24 protein-coding genes are annotated in these 23,166 nt (G+C 48.1%); 8 read left to right on the top strand and 16 right to left on the bottom strand.

The genetic code is table 11. The annotated features are described in order from the left end of the window. Positions 1-30: 30 nt before the first annotated feature. The 14 genes from ACO0K3_RS01965 to ACO0K3_RS02030 form a co-directional block, all read right to left on the bottom strand. Complete coding sequence (locus ACO0K3_RS01965; RefSeq protein WP_422981381.1) at positions 31-1,056, bottom strand: aliphatic sulfonate ABC transporter substrate-binding protein; 1,026 nt, start codon at positions 1,054-1,056, stop codon at positions 31-33. A 67-nt stretch (positions 1,057-1,123) separates the two neighbouring features. Beyond that, the gene (locus ACO0K3_RS01970) at positions 1,124-2,509 is read right to left on the bottom strand and encodes an LLM class flavin-dependent oxidoreductase (RefSeq protein WP_422981383.1); all 1,386 of its coding nucleotides are present in this window, start codon (positions 2,507-2,509) and stop codon (positions 1,124-1,126) included. Between the two features lie 8 nt (positions 2,510-2,517). Then, positions 2,518-3,345, bottom strand: a complete 828-nt coding sequence (locus ACO0K3_RS01975; protein ID WP_422981385.1) for a MetQ/NlpA family ABC transporter substrate-binding protein — start codon at positions 3,343-3,345, stop codon at positions 2,518-2,520. Between the two features lie 117 nt (positions 3,346-3,462). After that, positions 3,463-4,125 carry a methionine ABC transporter permease gene (locus tag ACO0K3_RS01980; RefSeq protein WP_422981387.1) on the bottom strand — a complete coding sequence of 221 codons (663 nt, stop codon included), beginning with the start codon at positions 4,123-4,125 and terminating at the stop codon, positions 3,463-3,465. Continuing rightward, positions 4,118-4,915: a methionine ABC transporter ATP-binding protein gene (locus ACO0K3_RS01985; RefSeq protein WP_422981389.1), complete on the bottom strand. Its 798-nt coding sequence runs from the start codon at positions 4,913-4,915 to the stop codon at positions 4,118-4,120. The genes ACO0K3_RS01980 and ACO0K3_RS01985 overlap by 8 nt, the downstream gene beginning before the upstream one ends. Before the next feature lie 16 nt (positions 4,916-4,931). Next, a complete protein-coding gene (locus tag ACO0K3_RS01990) occupies positions 4,932-6,191 on the bottom strand; it encodes an acyl-CoA dehydrogenase family protein (RefSeq protein WP_422981391.1) in 1,260 nt (419 codons plus the stop codon). A gap of 436 nt (positions 6,192-6,627) precedes the next feature. Next, positions 6,628-7,401, bottom strand: coding sequence for a peptidylprolyl isomerase (locus ACO0K3_RS01995; RefSeq protein WP_422981393.1), 774 nt, complete (start codon positions 7,399-7,401; stop codon positions 6,628-6,630). A 41-nt stretch (positions 7,402-7,442) separates the two neighbouring features. After that, entirely contained in the window at positions 7,443-7,718 is a 276-nt protein-coding gene (locus ACO0K3_RS02000; protein WP_422981395.1) for a BolA family protein, read from the bottom strand. Then, entirely contained in the window at positions 7,715-8,332 is a 618-nt protein-coding gene (locus tag ACO0K3_RS02005; RefSeq protein WP_422981397.1) for a septation protein A, read from the bottom strand. Before ACO0K3_RS02005 ends, ACO0K3_RS02000 begins: the two co-directional genes overlap by 4 nt. Positions 8,333-8,367: 35 nt before the next feature. Then, entirely contained in the window at positions 8,368-8,763 is a 396-nt protein-coding gene (gene msrB, locus ACO0K3_RS02010) for a peptide-methionine (R)-S-oxide reductase MsrB (RefSeq protein WP_422981399.1), read from the bottom strand. A gap of 13 nt (positions 8,764-8,776) precedes the next feature. Beyond that, complete coding sequence (locus tag ACO0K3_RS02015) at positions 8,777-10,297, bottom strand: protein adenylyltransferase SelO (RefSeq protein WP_422982093.1); 1,521 nt, start codon at positions 10,295-10,297, stop codon at positions 8,777-8,779. 334 nt (positions 10,298-10,631) lie between these two features. Next, positions 10,632-12,449, bottom strand: a complete 1,818-nt coding sequence (locus tag ACO0K3_RS02020) for a chemotaxis protein CheA (RefSeq protein ID WP_422981401.1) — start codon at positions 12,447-12,449, stop codon at positions 10,632-10,634. Beyond that, on the bottom strand, positions 12,449-13,198 hold the full coding sequence (locus ACO0K3_RS02025; protein ID WP_422981403.1) for a protein phosphatase CheZ: 750 nt from the start codon (positions 13,196-13,198) through the stop codon (positions 12,449-12,451). Before ACO0K3_RS02025 ends, ACO0K3_RS02020 begins: the two co-directional genes overlap by 1 nt. A 222-nt stretch (positions 13,199-13,420) precedes the next feature. After that, entirely contained in the window at positions 13,421-13,888 is a 468-nt protein-coding gene (locus ACO0K3_RS02030) for a putative toxin-antitoxin system toxin component, PIN family (RefSeq protein ID WP_422981405.1), read from the bottom strand. 16 nt (positions 13,889-13,904) lie between these two features. Between ACO0K3_RS02030 and yaaA the strand changes: the two genes are divergently transcribed. Then, positions 13,905-14,681, top strand: coding sequence for a peroxide stress protein YaaA (gene yaaA, locus ACO0K3_RS02035; protein ID WP_422981407.1), 777 nt, complete (start codon positions 13,905-13,907; stop codon positions 14,679-14,681). 101 nt (positions 14,682-14,782) lie between these two features. Here yaaA and ACO0K3_RS02040 read toward each other — a convergent pair whose 3' ends face one another. Next, entirely contained in the window at positions 14,783-15,580 is a 798-nt protein-coding gene (locus ACO0K3_RS02040; RefSeq protein WP_422981409.1) for an outer membrane protein assembly factor BamD, read from the bottom strand. A gap of 43 nt (positions 15,581-15,623) precedes the next feature. On the opposite strand from ACO0K3_RS02040, the gene ACO0K3_RS02045 reads away from it, so the two are divergent. Both ACO0K3_RS02045 and pgeF read left to right on the top strand, forming a co-directional pair. Then, positions 15,624-16,670 (top strand): RluA family pseudouridine synthase, encoded by a 1,047-nt coding sequence (locus ACO0K3_RS02045; RefSeq protein WP_422981411.1) that lies wholly within the window; start codon positions 15,624-15,626, stop codon positions 16,668-16,670. 50 nt (positions 16,671-16,720) lie between these two features. After that, the gene (gene pgeF / locus ACO0K3_RS02050; RefSeq protein ID WP_422981413.1) at positions 16,721-17,479 is read left to right on the top strand and encodes a peptidoglycan editing factor PgeF; all 759 of its coding nucleotides are present in this window, start codon (positions 16,721-16,723) and stop codon (positions 17,477-17,479) included. Between the two features lie 6 nt (positions 17,480-17,485). Here pgeF and ACO0K3_RS02055 read toward each other — a convergent pair whose 3' ends face one another. Continuing rightward, positions 17,486-17,740 carry a hypothetical protein gene (locus ACO0K3_RS02055; RefSeq protein WP_422981415.1) on the bottom strand — a complete coding sequence of 85 codons (255 nt, stop codon included), beginning with the start codon at positions 17,738-17,740 and terminating at the stop codon, positions 17,486-17,488. 170 nt (positions 17,741-17,910) lie between these two features. Here ACO0K3_RS02055 and phaC point away from each other — a divergent pair, with 170 nt between their 5' ends. The 5 genes from phaC to ACO0K3_RS02080 all read left to right on the top strand — a co-directional run bounded on the left by phaC (position 17,911) and on the right by ACO0K3_RS02080 (position 23,156). Further along, positions 17,911-19,629: a class I poly(R)-hydroxyalkanoic acid synthase gene (gene phaC, locus ACO0K3_RS02060; protein ID WP_422981417.1), complete on the top strand. Its 1,719-nt coding sequence runs from the start codon at positions 17,911-17,913 to the stop codon at positions 19,627-19,629. Between the two features lie 37 nt (positions 19,630-19,666). Continuing rightward, on the top strand, positions 19,667-20,407 hold the full coding sequence (locus ACO0K3_RS02065) for a 3-ketoacyl-ACP reductase (protein ID WP_422956899.1): 741 nt from the start codon (positions 19,667-19,669) through the stop codon (positions 20,405-20,407). A gap of 243 nt (positions 20,408-20,650) precedes the next feature. Then, on the top strand, positions 20,651-21,205 hold the full coding sequence (gene phaR, locus ACO0K3_RS02070) for a polyhydroxyalkanoate synthesis repressor PhaR (RefSeq protein ID WP_422981419.1): 555 nt from the start codon (positions 20,651-20,653) through the stop codon (positions 21,203-21,205). A gap of 69 nt (positions 21,206-21,274) precedes the next feature. Further along, positions 21,275-22,663, top strand: coding sequence for a 30S ribosomal protein S12 methylthiotransferase RimO (rimO, locus tag ACO0K3_RS02075; RefSeq protein WP_422981421.1), 1,389 nt, complete (start codon positions 21,275-21,277; stop codon positions 22,661-22,663). A gap of 4 nt (positions 22,664-22,667) precedes the next feature. Further along, entirely contained in the window at positions 22,668-23,156 is a 489-nt protein-coding gene (locus ACO0K3_RS02080) for a hypothetical protein (RefSeq protein ID WP_422981423.1), read from the top strand. Positions 23,157-23,166: the final 10 nt, after the last annotated feature.

Consider the following 23,166-nt stretch of genomic DNA (forward strand, 5'->3'; position numbering starts at 1 on the left):
TTTCAGGTACAGTTTTTCAGATACGGATTGTCAGGTGCGTATGATTAAGTGTTGAGCAAAACGCACATCAATCAAATCGGTGATGGTCTTTGCCAGATCGGTACCCGGTTTGACTAAACCCTCATCGAGCAGTATCGGCGCCGCGACTTGCAGTGCTTGCAGGTGCTCAGTGCCTGGTAAAGGCTGACTGAAATCACTGCGCAACTTAATCTGCAATAAGGCCACGGGCAAGCTAACCTTCGCTTCCTCCGACAGTATTTTTGCAGCGTCGCTAGGATTGCTACGTATCCAGGCGCGTGCCCGCTCATAAGAGCGGATGACACGATTCAGCTCGGACGCATGATTGTTTAAAAACTCTTCCCTGACATTTAAAAAACCATACGTGTTGAACGCGACATTACGGTAGATTAATGTTGAATTCGCTTCGAGTTCACTTGCTGCCATGTGAGGATCTAGTCCTGCCCAGGCGTCGACTTTGCCTTGCTCCAGCGCGATGCGCCCGTCGGCATGTTGTAAGTTGACGTGCTCAATGTCGCTTCTTTTTAAGCCAGCAGTTTTTAACGCCCGTAACAGGAATAAATAAGGATCAGTTCCTTTGGTGGCAGCAACCTTTTTGCCTTTTAAGTCGGCAATGCTGCGAATCGGCGAATTTTTGCGGACTACTAAAGCCGTCCACTCAGGACGGGAAAAAATATAAGGTGTTTTGATGGGATTGCCATTTGCTTTTGACAGCAAGGCAGCGAGTCCGGCGCTGGAGCCGATATCAATGCTATTTGCATTCAGATATTCCAGCGCACGATTGCTGCCAGCACTAAGCACCCATTTAATGTTGGTGCCATCCGCCTTAAATTCATCCTCCAGCCAGCCAAAGCGACGCAAGACTAAACTGGTGGGTGAATAATACGCATAATCCAGGCGTAATTCCTTGAGTTGCGATGGCGATGACTGCGCTGATGTCTGTAATGATGATGAGGGTGAGGCTGCTTTTGCCAGCGTTGGCAGTACGGCGATTGCTGCGCCTGCGGAGGCGATTTCTAAAAAATGTCGGCGTTTCATAGTGAACCTTTAATACTGAAGTAAGGTGTAAAAAGTAAAGTGCAGGCAATGTGTAAAAAAAGCGATTTCAGGCAGCTGTAGCCAATGGCACAACAATCTCGACTTGTTGTCCTGCATGGTTAGATGGCAGGTAATCTCCTTGTCCAAACAATTGTTGTCGAAGGGTGCCCGTGCTGTACTGCGTTTTATAGCGCCCACGTTGTTGCAGCTCCGGCACGACGAGATTAACAACGTCGCGCATGGTTTCATGTGCGATCGCAAAAGCGAGGTTGAAGCCATCAATCCCGGTATCGTCCACCCAGCTCTCAAGCTGATCTGTGATCTCTGCGGCGCTGCCCACAAATACCGGGCCGCGGCCACCTAAGGCGATGAAGCTTGCCGCTTCCCTGACGGTCCATCGTTTATCCGGATCTGCTGCACTGAATGAGGCAAGTGCGCTGCGACCGGCTTCTGATTCTATGTAATCGATCGTCGCATCCAGCGGTAAGGCAGAAAAATCTACGCCCGTCCATCCGGATAGCAAGGTGAGTGAGGCATCAATGTCGAGATAGCGCAGATAGTCCTGGTATTTTTCCTGCGCTTGTTCTGTGGTGTCTGCCGTGATGATCAGCGCTTGCGCATAAATCAAAATCTGTTCCGGCTGACGACCTGCGTTGACAACCGCAGCACGGATGTCGTCGGCGTAGCGTTTGACGATTTTTTTGCTTGGCCCGCTGACAAACGTACATTCGGCATGACGTGCCGCAAATGCCGTGCCGCGTGCCGAAGTACCTGCTTGAAATAATAGTGGCGTTCTTTGCGGTGAGGGTTCTGATAAATGGATGCCAGGTACGTTGAAATAACGTCCTTCATGTCTGATTGGATGCACATGGGCAGGATTGGTATAAATGCCGCGTACTTTATCTTTGACGACGGCCTGCTTGTCCCAACTTTTTTCCCAAAGTTTATACACCACGTCCAGATATTCATCGGCGAGGTCATAGCGCTCGTCATGACTGAGTTGCTGCTGCAATCCCAGATTGCGTGCGGCACTATCGAGGTAACCGGTAACGATATTCCAGCCTATGCGCCCCTTGGTCAGATGATCAAGCGTCGACATACGACGGGCAAAGGTATAGGGGTGTTCATAAGTGAGGGCGCAGGTCACGCCAAAGCCCAGATGTCTGGTCACGTTTGCCATTAAGGGAACCAATGCCAGAGGATCGTTGAGAGGCACTTGAACCGCATGGCGCAAGGCAGCGTCCGCATTGCCCTCATAGACATCGTAGACTCCTAGCACATCGGCCAAAAACACGGCATCGAATAAGCCGTATTCCAGCAGGCGTGCCAGCTCCGTCCAGTGTTCGGCGCTCGTGTATTGATCGCTGTGATCGCGCGGGTGACGCCACAATCCTGGTGACTGATGCCCGACCGTATTCATCTGGAACGCGTTAAAGCGGATGAGTTTGCTCATGACGATGATTATTTCGCAGCGACTTCGAGTGCTTGTTGGTAATCCGGTTTGGCAAACCCGGCAAAGTGTTTATTGGTCACCGCTAAAAATTCCCTGGAGCGATAGGCTGCTTCGAGATCTTTGACCCAAGGCTTGGCTTTATCCTCCGTCCGTATTGCCACCATATTTTGGTAATTGGCCGAAATCTTTTCGCGTGCCAGGGCGTCGTTCAATTTCAGGCCTGAGGCCAGTGCGAAATTTCCATTCACAAAGGAGTAATCCGTGTCTTGGAGCGAGCGCGGCAATTGCGCAGCCTCCAGCGGGACGAGTTTAATTTTTTTGATATTGTCCGCTACATCTTTTTCAGATGCGCGAATCGGATCAATATTCGCCCTCAGCTTGATCCAGCCTAGCTGATCCAATAAAACCAGGGCGCGGGCTTGATTGGTAGGATCGTTGGGCAGCGCGACCGTGCTCCCTTCTTTGACCTCGTTTAATGAGTTGTGTTTTTTGCTGTAAATCGCGATAGGCGCAGTTGGTACCTTGATGAGTTCGCTTAAAGCGAGCTTGTTTTCCGTTGCAAATTTCGTCAGGTAAATGATGTGTTGAAATGCATTTGCATCGAGTGAGCCTTCTGCCAGCGCGAAATTTGGTTGAATATAGTCATTGAATTCAACAACTTTGACTTTATAACCCTGTTTTTCGAGGATAGGTTTAATCCCGAGTTTGACCTGATCCGCATAAGGGCCAGCGCTGGTACCGATGACCAGTTCTTTGGGATCTTTGGCGAGGCTGATGTTGGTGGCTGTCAGTGAGAAGCTCGCAATGAGGCTAAAAATGAGACGACAGCGTAGCATAAAATTTCCTTTTTAAAATATGGATGTCTTGGGGCTGACTGCGCCAATGGGTGACTAATGAATGAGCAAAATGAGTAATGAGTGGTGCAGTGAGTGCTACATATTTAGGATGTTTTTTTAACGCTTATCCAAACGTTTTGCGACATAGTTGCCGGTGAACTGAATAAGCTGGACCAGCAGAATCAGAACGGCAACGGTGAAGAACATGATGTCTGTCTGGAAGCGGTAATAGCCATAACGAATCGCCAGATCCCCGATGCCACCGCCACCCACAACGCCAGCGACGGCGGAGTAGGACAAGAAGCTGATTGCTAACACGGTCAGCGCCAGCACCAGACCAGATCGTGCTTCGACCAGTAGTACACGGAACACGATTTGCAATTCGCTCGCACCCATTGCATGTGCGGCCTCAATGACGCCGCGCGGAACGTCTTTGCAGCTTTGCTCTACCAGACGGGCGAAGTAGGGGATAGCGGCGAAAGAGAGGGGGACTGCGGCAGCGAGTGGCCCGATCGATGTGCCAACAATCCAGCGCGTAAAAGGCACCAGCGCGACCAGTAAAATAATGAAGGGGAATGAACGCACGGTATTCACCAGCCAGCCCAGCGCGAGTGAGAGTGGGCGGTGTTGTAATGACTGTCCATCCGCCACTAAAAAAAGCACAATACCTAAAGGGCCACCGATCAATATGGCGGCCGATAATCCTATCGCCAGCATGGTGAGCGTCTGCACGATAGCGGTGCCAAGTTCGGGTAGCAGTGACATCAGATTCTCAAACATGGGCAAGATCTTTCCAATGTTCCGCATGATTTTCTTCGTTGCAGTAATACGCAAGTTCTCTGCCCAGAGCCGTCTTGCGCACCAGACTGGTATCTGCGAGGGCAAAGATTTCGGCGATTTTGCCGTCTTCGATGACGGCAGCTTTATTGCAGATAGTGCTGAGCACAGATAGTTCGTGACTGACGATCACAATGGTGACTCCAAGTTCTTGATTGATTTCGCGTAGTGTTTCTAACACCTCGCGTGTAGTTTCTGCATCTAGCGCCGAGGTAGGTTCATCGCAGAGTAAAACATGCGGGCGACTGGCCAAGGCGCGGGCAATCGCGACGCGTTGTTTTTGTCCGCCTGATAATTGCGCCGGATAGCTGCTGGTTTTATTACTGAGTCCAACGATTTTCAGGCAGTCTGTGACGCGATCCGCAATCTCTTTTTTACTCAACAGGCCATGGATTTTTAATGGAAAAGCGATGTTCTCGAAGACGGTTGCGTTCTGTAGTAAATTAAATTGCTGGAAGATCATACCGATGTCCTGACGTGCTTCACGTAACTGTTTCTTATTCAGTGCAGTCAACTCTCTCTGAGCGACAGTGATGCTGCCCTCATCTGGACGTTCTAATAAATTGATCAGACGCAGCAAGGTAGATTTGCCTGCGCCGCTTTTACCTATCAGACCAAAAATATCGCCTTCTGCAATATCCAGGCTGACGTTCTGTACTGCATGAAAAGTCTCGCCGCCCGGCAGTGCATACACCTTCGCTGCGGATCGTATTTGTATGATGGGTTTGCTCATGTCTTTTTTCGTTTTCTTAAGAATATGGCGTTGGTTCAGGCAACCGTCCATCGAGTACATAGCGACCAAGATCACGCAATTTGTAGTCGATGGGATCATGCAGAGTGTGCACACGTGCATTACGCCAGAACCGGTCGTAGCCGTGCCGGGACGAGGTGGAACGTGCTCCGGTCAGTTCAAACATTTGCGAACTGACTTCAATGCCAGCCTGATGCGCAAGATATTTGGCTTCTGCGATAGCAATCGCGAGCTCTCCACGGTCATTGGCCGTGACTAATACGCCTTTATCGAACACTTGGTCGAGAGTCGCTGCTGCCTGATCCGCTAGCGCAATTGCCGGGCGCAACAGCATCCATAGCTGGCCATAGCGGTGTTGAATGAACGGGTCCTCAGCAGACGCATTGACGCCTGAGGCAAACCAGGCTTTTGCCTCATCGTTGGTGTAGTTGCGCGCAGCGTCGAATGCGCCCAGACCAATGCCAAGGTAGAGATTCACCATGACTAATTGTGCGATTTGTGATCGTAGCGTTGCCTGTGGTGTCGGCGTTTGTGCAGGGCCTTGCAATACCCATTCGTCTGGTAAAAACACGTGAGCGAAATGAACATTGCCGCTATCGGTTTGTTTTTGTCCAAAGGCATCCCAGTCTGCCTGCACGGTAATACCCGGCTGGTTTGTCGGAATGGCCGCAACGAGCGCGCTTTGTGTTGTCTCATCCCAGGCTGAGATCGTGAGCCAGTCTGAACCGACCGATCCTGAGGAGAAGCTTTTTACTCCATTGAGAATGTAGCCACCTTTGCCAGGGGACGCGATGGTGCGCTTGTCTAATGGATTGAGTGCATTCCCCCAAAAAAATTGCTGTTCTGCCGATGCGGTGAGGAGGCGGCGCTGTTGCTGTGTGTTGCCATAGAGCTGAATGCCGGCGAGCTGCAAATGATGGAAGCCAAAAATATGTGCGAGCGCGCTATCGGCTTTGGCAAGGATGCGAATCACTTGATATACGGTCGACCAGTCGGCACCCTGGCCACCAAATTCCTTGGGGATTGAGAGCGTCAGCAGACCGGATTCTCTGATCCATTCGCGCTCTTTAGCTGCGTGCCCACCAATCTGATCGCGTTCTGATGCGGTGGTGGCGAGTCGTTCGGCAAGATGCCGGGCGATGATGATGGCATCGTTTGATCCTGCATGTGAATCTGCTGATACGGGTTTGGAGAGCGGAGCAAAAGCTGGTGTTGAAGATTGCGCCGGATATGGCAATCGATTGAGTACTGGAGTCATGCTAAGACCTGAAAAAAACGAATGTGAAGCGAGTATTACATTGCGTTTTTATTCCGTACACGAAGATATTTAGATGTGTTTATGCATATTTTTCCTATGAAGAAAAATAAGTTTGGATATAACTTTTGAGTGCAGGAAGCGCCGTGATAGGCAGTGGGAGATGGGTGCGAAGGGAGTATATTTTGAGAGTGGCTGATACTACAAGGTTTGAACAGCTATCTTGAGCGACAAAATTGATCGATAAAACTGGAGCGTCAATCGCCTCTGATGAACAGTTCGAACATAGATTTTATTTATATTTTTTAAATTTCTTTAAATTTTTTAATCATGCCTCTGAATGGCGACGACAAAATAAAAAAAGACGCCGAAGCGTCTTTTTTATTGAAGCAAACCATTCATTGGCGTCGATTAATCATTGTAGATTAATCAGCGTCAATTATTGGATTTTTGCTTTTTTCAACAGAGACTGTTGGTAAGCCTGAACTTTTTGCTGTTGCAGGTTGTTCACGATCTGTGGTTTTACTTCTTCCATCGTTGGGAATTTAGCAGTACGTACATCGTCAAGTTTGATGATGTGGAAGCCGAATTCTGTTTTGACAGGCGTTTCAGTGAATTGACCTTTTTGCAGTGCGACCAGAGCTTGTGAGAATGGTGCTACATAGCTTGCTGGTGATGCCCAATCCAGATCGCCACCTTTGGCTGCTGAGCCAGGGTCTTTGGATTGTTTTGCCAGTTCGTCAAATTTTGCGCCAGCTTTCAATTTCAGGATGATTGCTTTTGCTTCGTCTTCTTTTTCTACCAGGATATGGTAAGCGTGGTATTCCTTGTCGCCAGCCTGAGACTTTGCTTTGTCGTATTCAGCTTTGATATCAGCATCAGTGACCGGATTCTTTTTGACGAAGTCGATCATCAGTGCACGGATCAATATCGATTGACGCGCTACTTCCAGTTGTGTTTTGACATCTGGGTTTGCCGCTACGGCAGCTTTGTCCGCTTCTTGCATCAGGACTTCGCGGTTGATCAATTCTTGTTTTACCATCGCGCGCAGTTCTGGAGAATCTTTTTGGCCTTGTTCTGCCAATTGTTTGACCATAGCGTCAACGCGGCTGGACGGGATAGCTTTACCGTTAACTACGGCGAGATTTTGAGCCATTGCAGGCAAGGCAGTTGCGAGAAGTACTACCAGCAAATGAGCAGGTTTAAAGGTCATTATCTGTTCCTAAAATAACAAAGTAAGTAAAAACAAAGTGGTTAGGTCGGTATCTCTGACGGAGCCAGCGCAACAATTACAAGTGCATGAATTTCCGTGTGCATCATATCGCCAACGGCATCATACACTAGTCGATGTCGAGATATACGATTTAGCCCCTCAAATTGGTAACAAACTATTTTTACACTGAAATGACCGGCACCGGAGGCGGCGCCGGCGTGGCCATGGTGTGCGGCAGAGTCGTCTTGTAATTGACAGCTGAGGGGCTGCAAAGTTTCTTTGAGGCGTTTTTCAATACGGTTCGGGCGATCGCTCATGTCGGTTCTTCCATGTATTTTGCCAAAAACAGGCTTTGGACGACAATAAATACCGGTAAGGCACCAACGGAGTAGAGTTTAAAATTGACCCAGGTCGTCGTCGGGTAAGAGAAGGCAACATATAAATTGAGGATGCCCATCAAGCTGAAATACGCGATCCATGCGAGGCTCAATTTAAACCAGACATCCTCGGGCAGCGTAATTTGTGTTCCCATTGTTGCTTTAAGTAAATTGGCTTTGAATAAAAATTGTCCTAGCAAAAATGCAATGGCGTAGCACCAGTAGATGACGGTCGGTTTCCATTTAATAAAAGTTTCACTATGAAAATAGATCGTTGCGCTGCCGAAGCCAACGATGACGATAAAAGAGATCCATAGCAATGCATCAATTTTTATGCGCCGGATGACAAGGTAGCTAAATTGCAGAGCGGAGCCGATGATGGCGATAGCCGTGGCCATTAATATGGGAGCCAGATCCGCTACTGGTTTGCCTCCGGAGATAAATCCGGACAGGTATTGATCTACCAGACTCTGTGCGATTTCCGGATTGCGCTCTCCAAGCTTGAAGCTGATGAAGAACAGGAGTACCGGAAAAATATCAAACAAAAATTTCATAGCAACTTTTCAAAACAAGGATTTAATCAGCCTGATTATGCTTTAGGCTCAAATCGCAGGGACGCGGAATTGATGCAATAACGCAATCCCGTTGGTGGCGGACCGTCGGGAAACACATGCCCTAGATGGGCGTCGCAGATATTACACAATATCTCGGTGCGCGTCATGCCGTGAGTACGATCTACTTTTTCTAGTACGTTGGCGGGATTGAGAGCTTTGAAATAACTTGGCCAGCCACAGCCAGAATCAAACTTGGCGTCTGATTCGAATAAAGGTGTGTTGCAGCATACGCAGGTATAAATGCCCGCTTCGTGGTGATCCCAGAATTTGCCGGTGAAGGCCCGTTCTGTCGCTGCGTGGCGGGTAACTTCATATTCCATGTCTGTGAGCATGGAGCGCCATTCTTTATCGGTTTTGGTGACTTTTGACATGGTGTTTCCTTTATTAGGATGAGCAACTGACTTCTAATTCGCGAGCCCAGTCGGGTGGAAGGGCGGCATAGTCGTCATGCTCGGCTTGTTCATCAAAGGGGTTTTCTAAAATTTGTAATAAGGTCGCCACTTCGGAGTAGTCTTTTTTCTGTGCTTTTTCAATCGCAATCTGTGCGAGGTAGTTGCGCAGTATATATTTAGGATTGACCTTTTGCATGGCATGTTGACGTGTCTGGTCATTGCTTTGCTCTGCCTGTAAGCGCTGGCGATATTGCTCCAGCCAGAGATCCAGAGCCGAACGGTCAAGGAAGCCATCCCGGAGTTGATCATCCAGTGCGGATTTGTCGATGTTGATGTGACTGAGATGCCGGAAACTATGCGTGAAATCAGCACCGTTTTTCTGCATCAGATCGAAAAACTGATCGAATAGTTTACCGTCAGCACTGGCATGCCCGGAGAGAGGAGTCAGACCAAACTTCAGGTGTAATAAATGATCTAGTGCCTCTTGATATGCTGGTTGATAGGCGGATAGCGCAGCTTGTGTATCGTCCACGGTGCCGATTAATGGCAAAAGTGCCTGCGCCAGTGCATGGCAATTCCAGTGGCCGATTTTAGGTTGCATGCGGTAGGAGTAGCGACCCTGCGTATCGGTGTGGTTACAAATGTGATTCGGATTAAATGCTTCCATAAAGCCGAACGGGCCGTAATCGAGCGTCAAGCCCAGTATCGACATATTGTCCGTATTCATTACCCCATGCATGAAGCCAACGGCCTGCCACTGCGCCATCAGTTTTGCCGTGCGCTGTGTGACTTCTTGCAATAACGCCTGGTACGGATTGTCTTGTTTGAGTAATGCGGGGTAGTAATTGTTGAGTACAAAATCTGCCAGTGTTTGCAGATGTTCCGGCGCGTTATTGTAGTACCAGTGTTCGAACGATCCGAAGCGAATAAAACTAGGTGCCAGACGAGTCACGACCGCCGCTGTTTCGGGCGTTTCGCGCATCACATACTGATCGGAACCTGTGACGCTCAACGCGCGGGAAGTAGGTATGCCCAGGCCAGCCATGGCTTCCGAGCATAAAAATTCTCGAATTGATGAGCGCAAGACAGCGCGGCCATCGCCCATGCGAGAGTAGGGCGTCATGCCCGCGCCTTTGAGTTGGATTTCTATCCTGCCGTTTGCCGAATCAGCTATATTTTTTGCCGCAATATCCCCCAGCAAGATCGCTCGTCCGTCGCCCAGCTGACCAGCCCAGACACCAAACTGATGTCCCGAATACACGGCCGACAAGGGTTTGCTGCCATCGATTATCTGATTCCCAGTGAACAGTTCTGTGAATAATCCGTCGTCAAACACAGCAGATGACAAGCCGATAATATCCGCTACTTTGGCACTTGCGCCGACGAGATAAGGTTCAGGTAGCGACGTTGCTTGTAATTCAGTGAAAAAAGCAGCGGGTAGTTGGGCGAATTGATTGGCAAGACTGAGTTTAGTCAGTTCGGCATGTTCGGTTACTGGCGTTATTGCGGTCATATCGGTGTGGTCGGACATTGCTGAATAGTCGTGAGAGGGCAGATGCATGGAAAGTGCTGCCATTTTGACAGACTAAGGCGAACTTCGTTGAGTTCACACAGTTTGGCGACTTTTTATCTGCAAAATAAACTGGGGATAGCGTGTGTTTTTATATACCCCATCTGAGTATATTTTCAACATCTTAGAAAAATATGCGGAGTGAGGCATGTTTTTCTATTTATGTGGGGGAGTATGTGTTTGTACAGGAGTTTGATACGGTAAATTAAGATTTTCTGGCTCTTGTGATTTTCATCAACACAAGAGCCAGGAAGTGCTTAGTGCGCCGCTAAATAGATTACGCGCTGAGTCTTTCGCCGACTTTGCATCCGTCGAGCAAAAATGACAGGCTGGTTACCAGAACCAGTTCACCTTCGGCAGAGCGGGCGGTGCCGGTGATGCCTGGTGTCGTAATGCAGGTCAGTGGCTTAATAACAAGATCGGCAGTGCCATCGACAGAATCGACCGATAAGATGTACGGATTTGGCGCGGCAATCACAATGCCAACTCTCTCTGAACTCTTTTCATAACCCAGAATTTGTCCGAGCGAGCGCACCGGTAATGGTCTTCCTAAATCACGTAACACCGGATGACCGCCAACGCTTTCAAAGGTTTCCGGCAATTCGACGACCCTTTGCACCGTGGCCATTGGCAATGCCAGTGAAGCACCGTCGGTACGTACCAGCATCGTCGGTACGATCGACAGTTCAATCGGCAAACGAATCAGGAACGTAGTACCAGTGCCGAGATTCGACGAAATACGAATGGCACCGCGATGACGCTCTACGGCCGTTTTGACCACATCCATGCCGACACCACGACCGGATACGCTGGAGGCAACTTCCTTAGTGGAGAAACCCGGCAGGAAGACGAGCTGGAAGGCTTCGTCATCAGTGCGCGCATCATGTGCATTGATCAGGCCTTTTGATACTGCTTTGTCACGAAGACGTTGGGCATCCATACCTTTTCCGTCATCCGTTACTTCTATCATTACACTGCTTGCTTCTTGCCAGGCTTTCAGGGAAATCGTGGCGCGCGGTGATTTCTTCGTTGCTGTGCGTTCTTCTGCCGTTTCTATGCCGTGATCAAGCGCATTGCGCAGCATATGGACCAAAGGATCGTAAAGGCTATCAACCACAACGCGATCCACTTCTGTTTCTGCACCCGAAATATTCAGATCGACATCTTTGCCAAGGTCACGTGCAAGTTCACGAATCAGCCGCGGGAATTTTTGGAACAACCGACCCACCGGTTGCATGCGGGTAGCCAGCGTGGCGCGCTGCAATTCGGTTGAGTAACGTGAGGCGCGGGTCAGGGTTTCTGTAAGTGCCGACATCAGCGGCGCTGCCTGACCGTCGAATTTGAATTGAGATAGTTTTTCCAGCAGAACGGCGGCTTGGTTTGCCGCTTGCACAGATTCGCCCGCGACTTCCAGTAAGACATCCAGTTTTACCGCATCAATACGGATGCTTTCTTCTTTAGCCGGTGCGTTTTGTTTGACTGTTTCTGCCGTAGCGAGTGAGGTTTTGACCGCCTCGTGTTCTTCACTGATCTTGACCGGTTCTGCTGCTGCCGGCTCTGGCAAAGTGCCCGGTGGTGTGATTGCACGGAAATACGCTTCCCAGTTGACGCCATCGCTGCCTGGCTCCTTGCTTGCGACTGCCGTCTGTGCAACCTCGACTACTTTTTCTGGTGCGGCGGGTACAGCATTGGATTTTTTTCTGGAGGTGATCTTGCCTTCAATGGCATCAGTCAATACCTGCTCCAAGGATTTGGGCATGGTAGATAACTGATCCGGGTGTGTGCCATTGGATAAAGCCGTCAGTTGATCTGCCACAAAACCACTGGCTTCCAGTGCGGCTTCAATTGCAATGGGTGTTACCGGTGCCTGACCGGTCCTGAGCGCATCGAACAGGTTTTCTGTTAAATGACATGCCGAGACCATGGCAGTTAGATTCATAAATCCGGCACCACCCTTGATCGTATGGAACGACCTGAACACGGCATTCAATGTGTTCATGTCGCCCGGATTCCGCTCCAGAGTCAGCAGATGCTCTTCTACGTTTGTCGCCAAGTCCAAAGCCTCGACAACAAATTCTTTTAGCATGTCATCCATTAGAAGCCCAGACTATCAAGTAGGTTGTCTACGTCGTCCTGTTCTAGTGCAGCATTTGGAACGGAAGGACCCTCCATCAATTCGATGGCTTTTTCTTTCAATTCGGTAGGTGCGTTGTCAATGAGAATTTGTGCGAGTTCCCGTTCAACTGCCTGGGTAATAATCAGCACTTTTTTGATGAGCTGGCCAGTCAGATCCTGGAAATCTTGCGCCATCATAATGTCTAACAGCCGGGCTTTTTCTGCGTCTGTGGAGGCGACCACGGTATGTGTAAATTGTTTTGAGTCTGTTGCGAGTGTTTTGAAATCATCGACACTCATTGTGCCGGCAAACACATTGCTCCAGCGGCTGTCCAAGTCCTTTGCACTTTTTGCTAAGGCATCTTGTTCTGGCATACCGGCATCAGTTGCGTTCAATACTTTGTTGGCGGCCTGTTCTGTCAGGGAGGCGACATATTCAAGTCGTCCTTGCGCATCTGAAATTTGTGATGCGACGTCTGATAGTGAACGGTCATAACCCAGTTCACGCATAGAATCGTGCATCATCCTGACAAGTCCGCCTAAGCGATCAAACATGGGCTTGCTAGAGTCGCCTTCAGTGCTGCTGTGTAAATTTAATTTGGCAGGTGGGGGAATGTCTTGAGCGGCCGCAACTGGCTCAGTAGCAACTGAAGGCGGAACCGCTGCCTCGACACGCTGATTGGCCATCTCTTCGAATAATGCGTCCAAATCATCTGCTGAATCGGTCATAGTTCTCTATTCTCCATAATCGCTGTGATAATTTTGTGAATTTGTCCACAAACATCATGGTATTTCATACAGATTAATCTTACTAGATTGTCCGGAGCACGGGGTCTTGTAATTTCACTCCATGGTAACAGGACTTGCATGCTCTTAGAATAACCCCGGGAAATAAAATTTGTCATCTATTTATTCAAGACTTTGTCAGTTGATGCTGACTTGTCGCACCAGTTACAACACTCCATGAGCGAATTGAGTGAGCCTGAGTATAAATTTCTCGGGAGTCTCGATTTCATACAGACCAAGTTGACGGGTTTTTCTCGCGAGTTTTAAAAGGGCTTTATCTTTTGTGACGAGTACGTCGGCTTTGGTATCCCTTGTTATTTCCAGAAATTTCTGATCATCCTTGTCGCTGCAGACAGGCAATTTGATGGCTAGTGGTTCTGGTGGAGTCTGTACCTCGATCAGACGATCAAATTCTTGAATGATATTTTCTTTCTGCTCTGTTTGAACCGGCAAATGAGGATAATTAAGAACGGCCAGCCATTCTTGCCGGCAGTCGTCACGGGTGATGGCCTTAATGCTGCCTTCATTGAGGCCATTCATGAGCAGAATCCAGCGCGGATCACGAAATACAAATAAATCCAGACATACATTGGTGTCAAGCACCACACGCTTAGGTATCATTGAGGCTGTCATCTTTCTTGAAAATATTATGCTGATTGTATTATCGCCTGCGAAGAGTCTAAATTACGAAACACCTGCAAAAACAAAAATAGCGAGTCATCCCGAATTAATGGATGACGCTGCCAAGTTGATCAAAATTGCAAAAACCTTGAAGGCAGATCAGTTATCGGCGCTGATGGATATTTCCCCCAGTCTTGCCGAGTTAAATGTGGAGCGGTTTCACGCCTGGTCGCCTACACCAAAGAGTGATAAGGTCAAGCAGGCAGTGCTGGCATTTAATGGCGATGTTTATGAAGGTTTGCAAGCGCCTTTGTTGACGGTGGCGCAGTCGAATTATCTGCAAGATCATGTACGAATTTTATCTGGCTTATATGGTGTATTAAAACCGTATGACCTGATGCAGGCATATCGTCTGGAAATGGGAACCCGCTTGCAAACGGCTCAAGGAACTACCTTGTACTCGTTTTGGGGAGATAAAGTTACAGAGGTTTTGAGTCAACTATTGGCGCAGCAAAAAAATAAAATACTGGTCAATCTGGCTTCTGAAGAATATTTTAAAGTAGTGAAGCCGAGGCTATTGCCTGGATCCGTGATCACGCCGATTTTTAAAGACTATAAAAACGGGCAATACAAAATCATTTCTTTTTATGCAAAACGCGCCCGCGGCCTGATGGCGCGCTATTGCGCACTGCATAAAATCAGCAATCCCGAGAAATTAAAAGAATTCGATCTTGAGGGTTACGCCTACTACCCGGAAGAGTCAGACCAGCAGCGCTGGATTTTTCGACGCAAGTTAGTGGATTAAGTGTGTTCTCTTCGCGTTGTGGTGTAAAAAAAGCCTCTGTATAGGAGGCTTTTAACTTTAGCTGGGCTGAGATCAGCTGATCTGTTGCTCGTCTGAGCGACTTACCAGAGCTTCCACCATGCAGTTTTTTTGTTACCTTTTCCGCTCAGATAAGGGCTGTTCGGGAAATTTTTGATAAACACACGATTAGCGTCGTCACGCAGCTCTGTCATACCCATTGCATCATAAGAACGGACCAGAATCGACATCGCTTCTTCCGTTGCCGGTGCATCCGGGTACTCGGTAATGGCGGACTGTGCCCGGTTGGCAGCAGCGAGGTAAGCACCACGACGCAGATAGTAGTTGCCAACGTGTACATCATATTGTGCCAATGCATTAACCAGATACTTCATGCGGGCAATCGCATCTGGCGTATATTTGCTATCAGGGAATTGCACTGCTAATTGCTTGAAAGCATCAAATGAGTCGCGAGACGCTTTTGGATCACGTTCGGTAATGTCCTGGTTCGCCAGGAAATTCATGATGCCGAGCTGATCGTTAAAATTGATCAGGCCGCGCAGGTAATACATGTAATCGACGCTTTCGTGATTAGGGTGCAGTTTGATAAAACGTTCAACTGCGGCTAGTGCTTGCGCCTGATCACCTTGTTTGTAGTAAGCGTAGGCAATTTCCATCTGCGCTTGCTGGGCATACGTACCGAAAGGAAAACGTGATTCTAGACGTTCAAAATACTGAACAGCCTTTTCATAACCACCATTATTCAATTCATCTTTTGCTTCAGCGTATAATTTTGCAGCATTCCATGTTTTGGTTTCATCTGTCTTTTCACCGAATACTCCGCAACCTGCCAGTGACATAGCGAGGATGAGGCCAAACAATTTTATAGATTTAATTTGCATAGATTTTTGCGTGTGCATGAAAACAATTTACGGATTATAGCCGATGGCAATTAATGTGATACCAACTGAAGCAACGATTTTCTCCGATACTCAGCTTGAAGGAGGCTTTGTCGAGCTTGAAGATGGTGAAGAACCTGACGATTTACCGTCCCAAATCGAAACAATCACCTTGAAATTAAGTCCTGCAGATTGTGGCGAGCGTTTGGACAAGACTTTGTCTAAACTGGTTCCGCAATATTCAAGAAGCCGTATTCAGCAATGGATAGAGGCGGGTTTTGTAAGCATGGATGGTCAGATAGTACGAGGTAAGACCACCGTGCTCGGCGACGAGGATATCATCATCCAGCCACAAGCGGCGCCGGATGAAGGTGCTTATAAGCCGGAGGCAATGCATCTGGATATTATTTATGAGGATGATTCCCTGCTTGTACTGAATAAGCCAGCCGGTTTAGTTGTTCATCCTGCTGCGGGTAACTGGTCCGGTACGTTGTTAAATGGCTTGTTGCATCGTTTTCCTGCGCTGGCAGGTGTGCCGCGAGCGGGTATCGTGCACCGGCTGGATAAAGATACTTCCGGATTAATGGTCGTGGCTAAGACATTGATTGCGCAGACAGAACTGGTCAGGCAATTACAGGCCAGGACGGTTAGCCGCGAATACTATGCATTGGTCTGGGGTACGCCTAAACCTTCTGGTACGGTTGATGCCGCAATGGCCAGACATCCAAAAGATAGAATCAAGATGGCGGTTTCAGAGAGCATGCTGGCTAAACCTGCTGTCACCCACTATCAAAGAATCGCTGCCGGTATGCTGGAGCGTTTTCCGGTGAGCCTGGTTGCTTGTCAGCTGGAAACCGGGCGTACGCACCAGATTCGCGTACATATGCATTCTTTGGGCTTTCCATTGGTAGGCGACACTTTATATGGCAAGCAGCATCTGGCACGCTTTTTCCCTCGTCAGGCTTTACAGGCGCGTAAATTGGGCTTGATTCATCCTGAGACCCATGAGCACGTGGAGTGGGAGGTAAATCTGGCGGATGATTTCTCTGAGTTGCTATTGCAAGCGGGGATTACGTCGATACGGGCATCATGAGTTTTTCAGATCAAGCAAGCCAATCGATCAAGCAATCTGTAAATGACTTGATGAGCCTTCCCATCATTCATCCGGATTGGGAAGGTGTTCCTTTGCATGTACAGGGATTTTGTACAACGCGCATGGGTGGTTTTAGCAAGGTGCCCTACGATGATGGACAGGGAGGCGGTGGCAACAATCTCGGTGATCATGTTGGCGACTTACCGGAATCTGTTGCCCGTAATCGACATATGCTAAATCGATTTTTGCCCGGTGATGTCACATTCTTATCACAAGTACATGGCACAATTATCTTGGATGCGGCGACATTGCATGCGGGTGATTCGGGGGATGCTGTAATCACTACCGTACCAAATACGGTCTGTGCCGTATTGACTGCAGATTGTTTGCCTGTTTTGTTTTCTGACGATAAAGGCAAGGTGGTGGCTGCCGCTCATGCCGGTTGGCGTGGGCTGGCTGCTGGCGTATTGCAAAACACGATAATCAAAATGCGGGATGCCGGTGCAGACAACATTATTGCCTGGATGGGACCAGCGATTGGTCCTGATGAGTTCGAAGTGGGACAGGATGTGGTTGATGCATTTCAATTACGAGCGCGTACCTCGGAAAAATTTTTTAAACAAAAAGCAGAAGAAGGAAAATATCTGGCAGATATTTACGGACTTGCACGCTATGTGTTAGCCAAGGCCGGTGTGGATCAGGTCCACGGCGGAGATCGTTGTACAGTGACAGAAAAAGGGCAATTCTATTCGTACCGGCGTGACGGTGTTACTGGTCGTATGGCGAGCCTGATCTGGATTTCGCCGTGAATTGTTTTATTCGCTGACCGGTTTATTTTGTTCAGATTGCGCGTCGTCCGCATTGGTTTTATCTCTGGCTAATGCCGCTTTCATGAGTTGAACATCGCGTTCTCTTTGTTTTTTGCGGGCAGGCGTGCGCCATAGATATAAAAATAATGCTAAAGGCAACACACAGTACATTAAAAACGTCATAATTCCAGCAACAGGTGTCTGCTCAGTGATTGACATCATGAGCACAACATAGATCCAGGCAATCGCAATAATATACATACTACGTAGTCCAATATTTCATTCAATAAGTAAAACAGAGTTAGCGAGAAGAATTTGTAGATAAACTTATGTTCATCCACAACATGTAGTCAGCACAAAGCACGAAAATAAGTAAGCCGTTGTAAAGCCATACAGTAACCGCAACAATACGCGAAAAACAGGAGGCACGCATGAAGACTTATGATCCTCAAGCTATGTACTCCGATTGGATGTCACAGCTAGTGAATCAAGATAAATGGCAGGAGTGGATGACGCCTGCCGCGGCGATGAACCATTTGCCGATGCTGGATGCGTTGAAGGAGGTGGGAGCAAAGATTGATCCTGCTGTCATGAGCCAACTTCAAGGCGATTACATGCGAGAATTTGGGAAGCTTTGGCAAGATTTTTTTGTCTCCAAAGTTCCGGATTTCAGCGATAAGCGTTTCTCGTCCCCCGATTGGCACAATCATGCAATGCATGCTTACAGTGCCGCCTCCTATTTGCTGAATGCGCGCTTTTTGATGGCGATGGCAGAATCTGTCGATGCATCAGAAAAAGTAAAACAAAAAATTCGTTTTGCGGTGCAGCAAATGATCGATGCGATGTCGCCGGCAAATTTTCTTGTTACCAACCCTGAAGCGCAGGCGAAATTAATTGAGAGCAAAGGCGAGAGCCTGGCAAAAGGTATTAGCCACATGCTCGCGGATATGCAAAAAGGCCGTATTTCACAAACCGATGAATCGGCATTTGAAGTGGGAAAAAATGTCGCCACCACCGAGGGAACCGTTGTTTTTGAGAATCGTCTGTTCCAGCTAATTCAATATACTCCGCTTACCAAAACTGTCCATCAGCGCCCCTTGCTCATGGTTCCTCCCTGCATCAATAAATTCTACATTCTGGATCTGCAGCCTGAGAATTCAGTCGTGCGTTACGCTGTAGAGCAGGGGCATACAGTTTTTCTCGTGTCTTGGGCAAATCCGCATGAATCTTTATCTCATGTGACCTGGGATGATTACATCGAAGAAGGCGCCATCACCGCAATCCGCGTCGTACAAGGCATCAGTAAGCAAGACCAGATCAATGTGTTTGGTTTTTGTGTCGGTGGCACCATTGTTTCAACCGCATTGGCAGCTCTGGCTGACCGTGGAGAGCAACTGGCCAGCAGCCTGACGCTGTTGACCACGTTGCTGGATTTCTCTGATACCGGCATTCTGGATGTGTTCGTCGATGAAATGCAGGTCAGCATGCGCGAGCAGACCTTAAGTCAGGGTGGTCTGATGCCCGGTCGCGATCTCGCCAGTACCTTTTCTAGCTTGCGGGCGAATGATTTGGTGTGGAATTACGTACAATCGAATTACCTCAAAGGCGAGAGCCCGCCGCCATTCGATCTTTTGTATTGGAACGCAGACAGTACCAATTTGCCAGGCCCTATGTTTTGCTGGTATCTGCGCAATACCTATCTTGAGAATAACTTGAAACAGCCGGGTAAGCTGACCGTGGCGGGGAATCACATCGATCTGGGTAAAATTGATGCCCCCGTATTTGTCTATGGATCGCGTGAAGATCATATCGTCCCCTGGCAGGCCGCATATGCCTCAACGGCTTTGCTGAATCCTAAGAAAAAAACGCGTAATCAGTTCATTCTTGGTGCTTCAGGACATATTGCCGGAGTCGTCAATCCGCCTGCAAAAAAGAAAAGGAGCTATTGGACCAATAGCAAACTTGATGCCGAACCGCAAAAATGGTTTGATGGCGCAACGGAACATCCTGGTAGCTGGTGGCCAGAGTGGGCAGGTTTTTTGGGGGAGCATGGTGGCAAAATGGTGAAGGCTCCCGCGAAACCCGGAAATGCAAGTTACAAGGCAATAGAGCCTGCACCTGGGCGATATGTCAAAGTAAGAGCAGATTAGTCAGTTCAGTCGTTCATTAATAATATCGGAGATAAAAATGTCAAAACGTATAGCGTATGTAACTGGTGGTATGGGGGGTATCGGGACTCCAATTTGCAGGCGCTTATGCCAGGATGGCTACACTGTCGTTGCTGGTTGCGGTCCTAATTCACCGCGTAAAGATAAATGGCTGGCAGATATGCGTGCTGAAGGCTACGATATTCATGCATCTGAAGGCAATGTCTCTGATTGGGAATCGACCAAAGCAGCATTTGAAAAAGTCAAAGCGGAGATCGGTGAGGTTGATGTGCTGGTGAATAATGCCGGCATTACACGGGATGGCCAGTTCCGTAAAATGAGTAAAGCCGATTGGGATGCCGTTATGGATACCAATCTGAACTCTTTGTTCAATGTCACCAAACAGGTGATTGACGGAATGGCAGATCGTGGTTGGGGACGTATTATCAATATTTCTTCAGTCAACGGTCAAAAAGGTCAGTTTGGTCAAACCAATTACTCCACAGCAAAAGCTGGTATTCACGGATTTACCATGGCATTGGCGCAAGAGGTTGCAACCAAGGGGGTAACGGTTAATACTGTTTCTCCAGGTTACGTCGGTACTGACATGGTTCGTGCAATTCGTCCAGATGTGCTTGAGAAAATCGTCTCTGGTATTCCAGTGAAGCGTCTGGCAGAACCTAGCGAAATTGCCTCCATCGTTGCCTGGATCGCTTCTGATGATGGCGGATATGCAACAGGTTCCGACTTCTCTATCAACGGTGGCTTGCATATGGGCTAATTTCCTGACGGAGATTTGTCGCATTGCGGTAAAATAATGCCCATCGGAATCGACAGATTTCGATGGGCTTGTCATTTATAAGAAAAAAAGTTGTACTATTAAAAACAGGGGACAAACAGATCTCGTATTTTTATTTTATTTATAAAAATACATCATTTGTTTGCTTAGATTGTGCGTTAGCGTAAGCAGGGCGAAACCATCCTTGCTTCTTATCAGCTTAACGATTTATTAATTGAGAATTCAATGAATAGTGCAAAAAAATCGACGCAGCATTTGATTAAAAAATATCCAAATCGTCGTCTTTACGATACACAAACCAGTAGCTACATTACCTTGGTTGATGTCAAACAATTTGTTCTTGAGAATGATGACTTTGCCGTCATTGACGCAAAAACGGGAGAAGATTTGACCCGCAGTATTTTGCTGCAGATTATTCTTGAGGAAGAAGCTGGCGGCACGCCGATGTTCTCCAGTGTCGCGCTGGCACAGATCATTCGTTATTATGGCCACGCGATGCAGGGCATGATGGGGAATTATCTGGAAAAAAATATTCAGGCATTTATCGATATTCAAAATAAGCTTGCCGAAAATTCTAAAGGTGTCTACGAAGGTAAGCCGTTTAGTCCTGAGATGTGGGCGCAGTTTATGAATGTACAGGGACCGATGATGCAGGGCATGATGGGGAATTACATCGAGCAAAGCAAAAATCTGTTTGTACAAATGCAAGAGCAAATGCAAAACCAGACTAAAAATATGTTTGGTGTTTTCCCATTTGGGGCTGACGACAAGTCGAAATAGATCACAGTAGAAATAAGATGTCTCTGGGAAGAGGTACAATAGCGGATTGCTTTGTACCTCTTTTTCATTATGTCCATTACTACTCCCATTCAGACGATTACTCCATCGGCTACTAATCCCAAGGTTGGTTTCGTTTCCCTCGGTTGCCCCAAAGCCCTTGTCGACTCTGAGCAAATCCTGACGCAGTTGCGTGCTGAGGGCTACGATACCGCCAAGTCTTACGAGGGAGCGGATCTGGTGATCGTGAATACTTGTGGCTTTATCGATGCCGCGGTTCAGGAATCCCTTGATGCGATTGGTGAGGCGTTGGCAGAAAATGGCAAAGTAATCGTGACTGGTTGTCTGGGTGCGAAAAAAGATGCCAATGGTGATGACATGATTATGTCCATTCATCCGAAAGTGCTGGCAGTGACCGGGCCGCATGCGTTGGGCGAGGTCATGGATGCGGTGCATGTGCATTTGCCAAAACCACATGAACCGTTCATCGATCTGGTACCGGCACAGGGCGTTAAGCTGACGCCGAAGCATTTTGCCTATCTGAAAATTTCTGAAGGCTGCAATCATCGCTGTAGCTTTTGTATTATTCCGTCTATGCGTGGCGATCTGGTATCGCGTCCCATCGCTGACATCATGCTTGAGGCGGAAAATTTATTCAAAGCTGGCGTGAAAGAACTCCTGGTAATTTCACAAGACACCAGTGCCTATGGTGTCGACGTGAAATTCCGTATGGGATTCTGGAATGGCAAGCCGGTGAAAACTCATATGACGCAGCTGGTTGAAGCCTTAGGTGACTTGGCTAAACAACATAACGCCTGGGTGCGTTTGCATTATGTTTATCCGTATCCGCATGTGGATCAGATCATTCCTTTCATGAACAATGGTCACGTCTTGCCTTACCTGGATGTGCCATTGCAGCATGCGCATCCAGATGTCCTGAAACGCATGAAGCGTCCTGCCAGTGGCGAAAAAAATATTGAGCGTATCCGGGCATGGCGCGAAATGTGCCCAGAGATCACGATCCGTTCTACTTTTATCGCAGGATTTCCTGGCGAAACAGAAGAGGAATTTGAGTATCTGCTCGACTTTTTGAAAGAAGCTGAAATCGATCGTTTAGGCTGTTTCGCGTACTCTCCGGTCGAAGGCGCTACTGCGAATGAACTGGCGAATCCTGTCCCCGATGAGGTTCGCGAAGATCGTCGTCGTCGCGTCATGGAGTTGCAGGAAGGTATTTCTAAAAAGCGCCTGCAAGCCAAAATCGGTAAAACCGTTCGCGTGCTGATTGACGAAATCGATCGTAGCGGTGGTGTTGGCCGTTCTGCTGCAGATGCCCCTGAGATTGATGGTGTTGTGTATGTAAAACCACCATTTGAACCCCATCGTAAGTTGAAAGTCGGTGAATTTGCCGACGTTCTCATCACCGCAGCAGATGCGCATGATTTATGGGGCGAGGCGGTATAGTCAGATGCAACAACTCCGATTTAGCATGAGCGGCATCATCGTCGCTCTGATGTGTATTGTCCTATCTCCGACAGCCCTGGCACAAGCTCAGCCAGTTAAGACTGCTGCCGTTTCTATTCTCAAGCAAGCGCATCAATGGCGCGGCAAATTGGGGGATGACACCGTGCAAATGCGTCTTCAGCCCAAAGTTGAGGATATAGATAGTGTTGAGGGGGATTATCTTGTCATTGGCAGCAGCCGTAATAAAGGTAACAAAATTTTATTGGCGGGTGAAGTCACCGGTGATGTTTTAAGTATGGAGGAATCTGAGGATGGCGTTGATGTCTCGGGGCAATGGGATGGCAAGCTTGAGGGCAAGGTATTGCGCGGTAAATGGCAATCTGATGATGGCAAGGTAGTCAAAGATTTTGTACTCGAAATGGTGGCTGTCGCGAGTGCCTCTGCTAATACGGCGCCAACCAAGTCAGTTAAAAAGGCGTCGGATATAAAATAGAACTCATTTC

This window comes from Undibacterium sp. Rencai35W, assembly GCF_049340185.1.
Taxonomy (GTDB): Bacteria; Pseudomonadota; Gammaproteobacteria; order Burkholderiales; family Burkholderiaceae_D; genus Undibacterium.

What these genes read in the sequence shown, in the direction of transcription:
- ACO0K3_RS01965 (WP_422981381.1), bottom strand. Translation starts at nt 1,056, where the DNA reads ATGAAACGCCGACATTTTTTAGAAATCGCCTCCGCAGGCGCAGCAATC.
- ACO0K3_RS01970 (WP_422981383.1), bottom strand. Translation starts at nt 2,509, where the DNA reads ATGAGCAAACTCATCCGCTTTAACGCGTTCCAGATGAATACGGTCGGG.
- ACO0K3_RS01975 (WP_422981385.1), bottom strand. Translation starts at nt 3,345, where the DNA reads ATGCTACGCTGTCGTCTCATTTTTAGCCTCATTGCGAGCTTCTCACTG.
- ACO0K3_RS01980 (WP_422981387.1), bottom strand. Translation starts at nt 4,125, where the DNA reads ATGTTTGAGAATCTGATGTCACTGCTACCCGAACTTGGCACCGCTATC.
- ACO0K3_RS01985 (WP_422981389.1), bottom strand. Translation starts at nt 4,915, where the DNA reads ATGAGCAAACCCATCATACAAATACGATCCGCAGCGAAGGTGTATGCA.
- ACO0K3_RS01990 (WP_422981391.1), bottom strand. Translation starts at nt 6,191, where the DNA reads ATGACTCCAGTACTCAATCGATTGCCATATCCGGCGCAATCTTCAACA.
- ACO0K3_RS01995 (WP_422981393.1), bottom strand. Translation starts at nt 7,401, where the DNA reads ATGACCTTTAAACCTGCTCATTTGCTGGTAGTACTTCTCGCAACTGCC.
- ACO0K3_RS02000 (WP_422981395.1), bottom strand. Translation starts at nt 7,718, where the DNA reads ATGAGCGATCGCCCGAACCGTATTGAAAAACGCCTCAAAGAAACTTTG.
- ACO0K3_RS02005 (WP_422981397.1), bottom strand. Translation starts at nt 8,332, where the DNA reads ATGAAATTTTTGTTTGATATTTTTCCGGTACTCCTGTTCTTCATCAGC.
- msrB (WP_422981399.1), bottom strand. Translation starts at nt 8,763, where the DNA reads ATGTCAAAAGTCACCAAAACCGATAAAGAATGGCGCTCCATGCTCACA.
- ACO0K3_RS02015 (WP_422982093.1), bottom strand. Translation starts at nt 10,297, where the DNA reads ATGACCGCAATAACGCCAGTAACCGAACATGCCGAACTGACTAAACTC.
- ACO0K3_RS02020 (WP_422981401.1), bottom strand. Translation starts at nt 12,449, where the DNA reads ATGGATGACATGCTAAAAGAATTTGTTGTCGAGGCTTTGGACTTGGCG.
- ACO0K3_RS02025 (WP_422981403.1), bottom strand. Translation starts at nt 13,198, where the DNA reads ATGACCGATTCAGCAGATGATTTGGACGCATTATTCGAAGAGATGGCC.
- ACO0K3_RS02030 (WP_422981405.1), bottom strand. Translation starts at nt 13,888, where the DNA reads ATGACAGCCTCAATGATACCTAAGCGTGTGGTGCTTGACACCAATGTA.
- yaaA (WP_422981407.1), top strand. Translation starts at nt 13,905, where the DNA reads ATGCTGATTGTATTATCGCCTGCGAAGAGTCTAAATTACGAAACACCT.
- ACO0K3_RS02040 (WP_422981409.1), bottom strand. Translation starts at nt 15,580, where the DNA reads ATGCAAATTAAATCTATAAAATTGTTTGGCCTCATCCTCGCTATGTCA.
- ACO0K3_RS02045 (WP_422981411.1), top strand. Translation starts at nt 15,624, where the DNA reads ATGGCAATTAATGTGATACCAACTGAAGCAACGATTTTCTCCGATACT.
- pgeF (WP_422981413.1), top strand. Translation starts at nt 16,721, where the DNA reads ATGAGCCTTCCCATCATTCATCCGGATTGGGAAGGTGTTCCTTTGCAT.
- ACO0K3_RS02055 (WP_422981415.1), bottom strand. Translation starts at nt 17,740, where the DNA reads ATGTATATTATTGCGATTGCCTGGATCTATGTTGTGCTCATGATGTCA.
- phaC (WP_422981417.1), top strand. Translation starts at nt 17,911, where the DNA reads ATGAAGACTTATGATCCTCAAGCTATGTACTCCGATTGGATGTCACAG.
- ACO0K3_RS02065 (WP_422956899.1), top strand. Translation starts at nt 19,667, where the DNA reads ATGTCAAAACGTATAGCGTATGTAACTGGTGGTATGGGGGGTATCGGG.
- phaR (WP_422981419.1), top strand. Translation starts at nt 20,651, where the DNA reads ATGAATAGTGCAAAAAAATCGACGCAGCATTTGATTAAAAAATATCCA.
- rimO (WP_422981421.1), top strand. Translation starts at nt 21,275, where the DNA reads ATGTCCATTACTACTCCCATTCAGACGATTACTCCATCGGCTACTAAT.
- ACO0K3_RS02080 (WP_422981423.1), top strand. Translation starts at nt 22,668, where the DNA reads ATGCAACAACTCCGATTTAGCATGAGCGGCATCATCGTCGCTCTGATG.